5 protein-coding genes are annotated in these 7,288 nt (G+C 72.9%); 2 read left to right on the top strand and 3 right to left on the bottom strand.

The genetic code is table 11. From position 1 onward, the window contains the following. Nucleotides 1–142: 142 nt before the first annotated feature. A complete protein-coding gene (locus LNK82_RS04415; RefSeq protein WP_372470397.1) occupies nt 143–1,675 on the bottom strand; it encodes a CoA-acylating methylmalonate-semialdehyde dehydrogenase in 1,533 nt (510 codons plus the stop codon). After that, a complete protein-coding gene (locus tag LNK82_RS04410; protein WP_230565623.1) occupies nt 1,672–2,946 on the bottom strand; it encodes an aspartate aminotransferase family protein in 1,275 nt (424 codons plus the stop codon). The genes LNK82_RS04415 and LNK82_RS04410 overlap by 4 nt, the downstream gene beginning before the upstream one ends. Nucleotides 2,947–3,052: 106 nt before the next feature. Between LNK82_RS04410 and LNK82_RS04405 the strand changes: the two genes are divergently transcribed. After that, on the top strand, nt 3,053–4,693 hold the full coding sequence (locus tag LNK82_RS04405; RefSeq protein WP_230565622.1) for a PucR family transcriptional regulator: 1,641 nt from the start codon (nt 3,053–3,055) through the stop codon (nt 4,691–4,693). Nucleotides 4,694–4,699: 6 nt separating this feature from the next. Here the strand turns inward: LNK82_RS04405 and LNK82_RS04400 are convergent, their stop codons facing one another. Then, nucleotides 4,700–5,143, bottom strand: a complete 444-nt coding sequence (locus LNK82_RS04400; protein ID WP_230565621.1) for a hypothetical protein — start codon at nt 5,141–5,143, stop codon at nt 4,700–4,702. A 134-nt stretch (nt 5,144–5,277) separates the two neighbouring features. Here LNK82_RS04400 and LNK82_RS47580 point away from each other — a divergent pair, with 134 nt between their 5' ends. Beyond that, nucleotides 5,278–7,134, top strand: coding sequence for a tetratricopeptide repeat protein (locus LNK82_RS47580; protein ID WP_230565620.1), 1,857 nt, complete (start codon nt 5,278–5,280; stop codon nt 7,132–7,134). The last annotated feature ends 154 nt before the right edge of the window (nt 7,135–7,288 follow it).

Raw genomic sequence — 7,288 nt, 5'->3', positions numbered from 1 at the left:
CCCCCCCCCGGGGCCTTTTTTCCAGGGCGCCCCCCCCCCCACCCAACAAACCTCGACCCGGGCCGACCCGAGCACTGAACGTTGAACTCACACGTCCTGAACGTAGGACACTCGCGTTCCGAACGTAGGACTCACGCGGTGGTCAGGTGTTCTGCGGGAAGCCGAGGTTCACCCCACCGTGCGACGGGTCGAGCCAACGACCGGTGACCACCTTGGTGCGGGTGAAGAAGTGCACCCCCTCCGGCCCATAAGCGTGCGAGTCGCCGAACAGCGAGTCCTTCCACCCGCCGAACGAGTAGTACGCGACCGGCACCGGGATGGGCACGTTCACGCCCACCATGCCGACCTCGACCTCGTTCTGGAACCGCCGCGCCGCGCCGCCGTCGTTGGTGAAGATCGCCGTGCCGTTGCCGTACGGGTTGGCGTTGACCACGTCCAGCGCGTCGTCGTACGTCGCCACCCTCAACACCGACAGCACCGGCCCGAAGATCTCATCCTGGTAGATCGTCATCTCCGTGCCGACGTGGTCGAACAACGTGGGCCCCAACCAGAACCCCTCCGCGGCACCGTCGATCGCGTGCGACCGCCCATCCACCACCAACGACGCGCCCTCGGACTGCCCACCGTCCACGTAGGACAGCACGCGATCGCGGTGCGCCCCCGTCACCAGCGGCCCCATCTCGCAGCCGGGCCGTCGGCCGTCGCCGACGTGCAGCTTCCCGATCCGGTCCACGACCTTCGCCACCAGCTCGTCGCCGACCGGGTCCACCGCGACCACGACCGAGATCGCCATGCACCGCTCGCCCGCCGAGCCGAAGCCCGCCGACACCGCCGCGTCCGCCGCCAAATCCAGGTCCGCGTCCGGCAGCACGACCATGTGGTTCTTCGCGCCGCCCAGCGCCTGCACCCGCTTGCCGTGCCGGGTACCGGTCTCGTAGACGTACCGCGCGATCGGTGTCGACCCCACGAACGACACCGCCTTCACGTCCGGGTGCTCCAGGAGCCGGTCCACCGCGACCTTGTCCCCGTGCACGACGTTCAGCACGCCGTCGGGCAACCCGGCCTCGGCGAACAGCTCCGCGATGAAGTTCGCCGCCGAGGGGTCCTTCTCCGACGGCTTGAGCACCACCGCGTTGCCGCACGCGATGGCGTTCGGCACGAACCACAGCGGCACCATGGCCGGGAAGTTGAACGGCGAGATCACGCCGACCACGCCCAGCGGCTGCTGGATCGAGTAAACGTCGACCCGGGTGGAGGCGTTCTCGCTGAACCCGCCCTTGAGCAGGTGCGGGATGCCGCACGCGAACTCCACGGCCTCCAGCGCGCGCTGCACCTCCCCCGCCGCGTCGGACAGCACCTTGCCGTGCTCTGCGGTGACGATCGCGGCCAGCTCGCCCTTGCGGGCGTTCAGCAGCTCGCGGAACGCGAACATCACGTTCGACCGCTGCGCCAGCGACGCGTTGCGCCACGACCCGAACGCCTCGCGCGCCGCCGCCACCGCCGCGTCCACGGTGGACTCGTCGGCGAAGTCGACCCGGCTCGCCACCTGCCCGGTCGCGGGGTCGTACACGTCGCCGGAGCGCGCGCTCTCGGCGGTCCGATCGTCGACTCCGCCGACGGTGTCCCACGGCTTGCCGCCGATCCAGTGCGTGATCCTGCCGATGGTGGTGCTCACAGCACGTCCTCCAGGATGCCGAGCGCTTCCTCGACCTCGTCCTCGGTCAAGCTCATCGGCGGCGCGAGGCGGATGACGTTGCCGTACAGCCCGCCCTTGCCCACCAGCAACCCGCGTTCCCGGGTGCCCTCCAGCACGGCGACCGCCCGCGCCGCGTCCGGCGCGCCGTCCGGGCCCACCATCTCGATGCCGATCATCAAGCCCTTGCCCCGCACGTCGCCGACCGCGGGCCGGTCCGCCGCGATGTCGCGCAACCCGTCGACGAGCCGTTCGCCGAGCTTGGCGGCGTTGGCCTGCAGGTCGTGGTCGAGCAGGTAGTTCAGCGTGGCCAGGGCTCCCGTCGTGGCGATCGGGTTGCCGCCGAACGTGGACAGCGAGTTGGCCGTGAGGCAGTCCATCAGGTCGCCGCGCGCGACCACGCCGCCGATCGCGAGGCCGTTGCCGAGGCCCTTGGCGAACGTCATCGCGTCGGGCGTCACGCCGTGTGACTGGATGCCCCAGAAGTGCTCTCCGGTGCGGCCCCAACCGGTCTGCACCTCGTCGGAGACGAACAGGATGCCGTACTCGTCCAGCACCTCCTTGAACGCGCCGAACAGCCCGTCCGGCGGCGAGGAGAACCCGCCGACGCCCTGGATCGGCTCGGCGATCATGCACGCCACGTCGCCCGCGGTGGTTGTCTCGATCACCTCGCGCAGGTCCGCGACGCACGCCTTGACGTAGTCGGCGTCGGAGAGGTCCTTGAACGGGCTGCGGAACCGGTAGCCGCCGTGCACCCAGCTGACCTTCACCGGGCTGAGCGAGGACGCCGACCAGCCGCGGTTGCCGGTGATCGCGACCGTGGCGAACGCGCGGCCGTGGTAGGAGTTGCGCAGCGCGAGGACCTGGTCGCTGCGGCGGAACTGGGTGGCCAGCATGAGCGCCGTCTCGTTGGCCTCGGTGCCGGAGTTGGTGAAGAACACCTTCGCGTCCGGGATACCGGACAGCTCGGCGATCTTCTCGGCCAGCTCGACCTGCGAGCGGATCAGGTAGAGCGTGGAGCTGTGCAGCACGCCGGTCGCGAGCTGGGACCGGATCGCGTCGGAGATCTCCGCGACGTCGTAGCCGACCGCGTTGGTCAGGATGCCGGCGAAGAAGTCCAGGTAGGTGCGGCCTTCACGGTCGGTGACGCGGCGTCCGCTCGCGCTCGCCAGCTCGATCGGCTGCTCGTAGTAGAGGGCCATCCAGTCGGGCATCACCGCGCGGTGCCGGGCGAGCAACTCCTCGTGTCCCATCGCGTCCTCCGGTCGTAGGTCCCTCCAGTGGAGTGTGGTCGGCGGTGCGGAGGGCCGCCATGGACAACGTGTACCCCTTTCCGGCTCGGCGGATTACGTTGTGTCCATGTACCCCACGGTCGCCGAAGCGCTGGCCCTGCCCGTGGTCCGGCGTGGCGAGCCCGCCGTGGTCGCGGGCGCGGCCGGGATGGGCCGCCGGGTGCGGTGGGTGCACGTCGCCGAGGTGGCCGACATCGCGCACCTGCTGCGCGGCGGCGAGCTGGTGCTGACCACCGGCATCGCGTTGCCCGACGACCCGGACGGGCTGCGCCGCTACGTCGCCGACCTCGCGTCGGTCGGCGCGTCCGGGCTGGTCGTCGAGCTGGTGCGGCGGTGGAGCGACGAGGTGCCGGGCGCGTTGGTCGCCGCCGCCGAGCAGCACGAGCTGCCGCTGGTCACGTTGGCGCGGGAGACCCGGTTCGTGTCGGTGACCGAGGCCGTGGTGTCGCTCATCGTGGACGCGCAGCTGACCGAGCTACGGGCGGCCGAGCAGGTGCACGAGGCGTTCACCGCGCTGACCGTGGCCGGCGCCGAGCCCGCCGAGGTGCTGCGGGAGGTGGCCCGGACGGCCGGGCTGCCGGTGGTGCTGGAGACGTTGGGGCACGAGGTGCTGGCCTACGACGCGGCCGGTCAGGACCCGACCGCGCTGCTGGCCGACTGGGGCCAGCGGTCACGTGCGGTGGCCGTGTCCGAGCGGACCGCGTACCACGAGCAGGCCGGGTGGCTGGTGACGGTGGTCGGCGCGCGTGGCGCGGACTGGGGTCGGCTGGTGCTGCTGACGCCCGAGCCGCCGCCGCACCGGCACGTCGTGGTGGCCGAACGCGCCGCGTCGGCGTTGGCCGTGCACCGGTTGGTGGCGCGGGACCGGGAGTCGTTGGAGCGGCAGACGCACCGGACGTTGCTCACCCAGCTGCTCGGGCAGCCGCCGGCCGACCTGCCGGCGCGGGCGGCGGCGCTCGGCGTGCCGCTGGAGCGGCGGCAGCTCGTCGGGGTGGCGATCCGGACGGGCACGGCGAGCGTGCCCGCGCAGGCGTTGGCGTCGCAGGAGGTGCTGCGGGACCTGGCCGAGGCGACGGCGTTGGCGGCGCGGCGGGTGACCGTGCCCGCGCTGGTCGGCGTCGTGGACGACACGAGCGTGCGGGCGTTGCTGTCGTTGCCGCCGCAGGCGGGGTTGGACGGCGTGCTGCGGCGGTTGGCCCGGGAGGTGCACCGGCGGGCGGCGGCGACCCAGCACGCGTTGCCCGTGGTGGTGGCCGTCGGCACGACCGTGACCGCGGTGCCGGACGTGCGGCGGTCGTTGGGCGAGGCGGCGCACGTGGCGGGTGCGGCGCTGCGGTCGCCGGGGACCAGGCTCTACCACCGGCTGGACGACGTGCGGCTGCGCGGGTTGTTGCACCTGCTGCGCGAGGACGAGCGGGTGGTCGCGTTCGCGGACCGCGAGCTGGGGACGCTGCTGTCGCGCGACGCCAACCAGGGCACCCGGCTGGTGGAGCTGCTGCGGTGCTTCTGCGAGCACGGGGGCAACAAGTCCGCCGCGGCAGCCGCCGCGCACCTCTCGCGCACGGCGTACTACCAGCAGTTGAGCCGGATCGAGCAGGTGCTCGGGGTGTCCCTGGAGGACCCGGAGTCCGTGCTCTCGCTGTACGTGGCGCTGTTGGTGCAGGAGATGGGCGAGCGGGATCCTCAGCTACCCCGCCCGCCCACCTGAAGCGACTTAACCCAGCGGCACCGGCAGCTTGGCGAGCTCGCCGGCCAGGTCGGGCGCTTCGGCCGGGCCCGAGATCAGCGGCTTCACCGGCAGCTCGGGCAGCTCGGGCAGGGCGCGGTCCTGCGGCGTGAGGACGTTCCCCACGAGCGGCAGCCCGGGCGCGGCCGGGGCCTTCAACGCGGCCGGTGCGGCCACCTTCGGCGCCATGACGTCCGACGTGCCGCCGGGCAGCGGCGCGGGCAGCTTCACGGCCTGGCCGCTGAGCAGGTCGGTGACGGGACTGGTCGCGTCGAGACCGACCTCGGGGGCGTTGCCGATCTTGCCGATCGTGCCGTCGACGATCTCGGTGGGCCCCTCCGCCGCGGAGGCGGCGGACGCGAGGAGCGGGGAGGCACCAACGGCGAGCAGGGCGGCGGCACGCAGGAGTCCGCGCGTGCGGTATCCGGACACGGTTTTCCTAACCTGGTTGGGGACCTGCAAGTTGACCTATTCCGCATCGACCGGAAGCACCCCCGCCCTTGACTCCTCGATCAGGTGACTGACGCTCCGTGTCCACACCCACCCGATCGAGGCACACTGGCTGCGTGGACGAGTTACGCAACGGGGTGGTCGGACCGGTGCACGGTCCGGTCGTGCAAGCCGGCGCCATCCACGGCGGCGTGCACGTCCACCCCGCACCACCCGCCCCGATCAACCAACTGCCGCCGGCCGTCCCTCACTTCGTCGGCCGTGCGGATGCCCTCGACTTCCTGTCCGCGCAGGTCGACCGCCAGTCCACCCTCCTGATCACGTCGATCGGCGGCACCGCGGGCATCGGGAAGACGACGTTGGCGGTGCACTGGGCGCACCGGGAACGCGCCCGGTTCCCCGATGGCCAGCTGTACGTGGACCTGCGGGGCTTCGACGCGCGCGGCCCGATCGACCCGGCCACCGCGGTGCGCGGCTTCCTCGACGCGTTCCAGGTGCCCAAGGAGCGCATCCCGGTGGACCTCGCGGCGCAGGTCGCGTTGTACCGGAGCCACGTCGAGGGCAGGCGCATGCTGATCCTGCTGGACAACGCGCGCGACCCCGACCAGGTCCGGCCGCTCCTGCCGGGCAGCGCCACCTGCGTAGTGCTGGTGACCAGCCGCGCGACGACCGAGCCGCACCTGGGCGTGGGCGAGTTGGTGACCGAGCTCGCCGAGTTGTCCACCGGGGACGGTCTGGACATCCGGGCGGTCTTCGACTGGTCCTACCGCACGTTGTCCGACGACGCGGCGAGGTTGTTCCGCCTCTTGGGCCTGCACCCCGGCGCGGACGTCGGGGTGCCCGCGGCGGCGAGCCTGGTGGGCCTGCCGACGCCGCGGACGCGACGCCTGCTCGGCGAGCTGACCGGTGCGGCCCTGCTGGAGGTGCGCTCACCCGGTCGGTACCGCCACCACGACCTGCTCCGCGAGTACGCCGCGGAGCGCGCGGCGGAGGAGGAGACGACGGAAGGGACGCACGCGGCGGTGGCGCGGATGCTCGACTGCTACCTACACACCAGTTTCGCCGGTGAACGGCGGCTCTACCCCTACCGCGACCCGATCCCCCTCGAACCCGCCGGGCCCGGCGTCGTCCTACCGGAGGTGCCGGACCTCGGCTCGGCGTGGGACTGGTTCACCGCCGAGCACGGCAACCTGCTGGCGGCGGTGGACCTCGCCGTCCGCGAGGGCTTCACCGGTCACACGTGGCGGCTGCCGTGGGCCTTGTCGTCGTACTTCGGGCGCAGCGGCAGGTGGCGCGACTGGGAGGCCACCCAGCTCGACGCCTTGGCGGCGGCCCGCGCGTTGGGCGACCGTGGGATCGAGGCGCTGACGCTGTGCGTGCTCGGCCGGGTGTACACGCTCAGCGGGCGGTACCAGGACGCGGTCGAGGTCCTGGACCGGGCGTTGGCGATCCCCGCCGGGGACACCAGGCGAGCGCACGCCCACGAGGCGATCAGCCTGGCGCACGAGCGCTGCGGCGCGATCGCGGACGCGCACGCCCACGGCCTGCTGGCGGTCGCCATCGCCGATGCCACCGGTCACCGCTCGCGCCGGGTCAACGCCCGCATCCAGCTCGGCCGCGCGCTCGTCGGCGTGGGCGATCTCGACGGAGCGCGCGACCGCTTCCACCAGGTGATCGACATGATGGCCGGCTCCGGCGACCGGATCAGCTACTCGGACGCCACCGAGGGGTTGGGGCGCGTCCACCACCGCGTCGGAGACTTCGAGGGTGCGGTGGCGCGGTTCGAGGAGGCGATCGAGTGCCACCGCGACTTCGGCGACCGCTGGTCGCGGGCGTACACGCTGTGCCGCCTCGGCGACTCGCTCGCGGCGCTCGGACGGCACGACGACGCCCGTCGCGCCTGGTTCGAGTCGTGGGAGCTGTTCACCCGGATCGGCCACCCGGAGGCGGGTTCGGTGCGCGGGCGTTGGTGAGCCCCGCGGGTCCGGGGTCGGGGTACCGGAACCGCGGGGCCGCCCGCCCCCGTGGCGGATCGTGGGCCGCGGGGGGGGGGGGGGGGGGGGGGGGGGGGGGGGGGCCGGGCGCGCGGGGGGGGGGGGCCCCCGCGGGGGGGGTGTGGGGCCCCCC

This window comes from Saccharothrix luteola, from assembly GCF_020859565.1.
In the GTDB taxonomy this organism is placed as follows: Bacteria; Actinomycetota; Actinomycetes; order Mycobacteriales; family Pseudonocardiaceae; genus Actinosynnema; species Actinosynnema luteola.
The sequence above is the reverse complement of the archived record's forward strand: the minus strand, read 5'-3'. Positions and strand labels throughout refer to the sequence as shown.

Bases quoted from the DNA above. Each gene is read 5' to 3' on its own strand.
- LNK82_RS04410 (WP_230565623.1), bottom strand. From the start codon at position 2,946: ATGGGACACGAGGAGTTGCTCGCCCGGCACCGCGCGGTGATGCCCGAC.
- LNK82_RS04405 (WP_230565622.1), top strand. From the start codon at position 3,053: ATGTACCCCACGGTCGCCGAAGCGCTGGCCCTGCCCGTGGTCCGGCGT.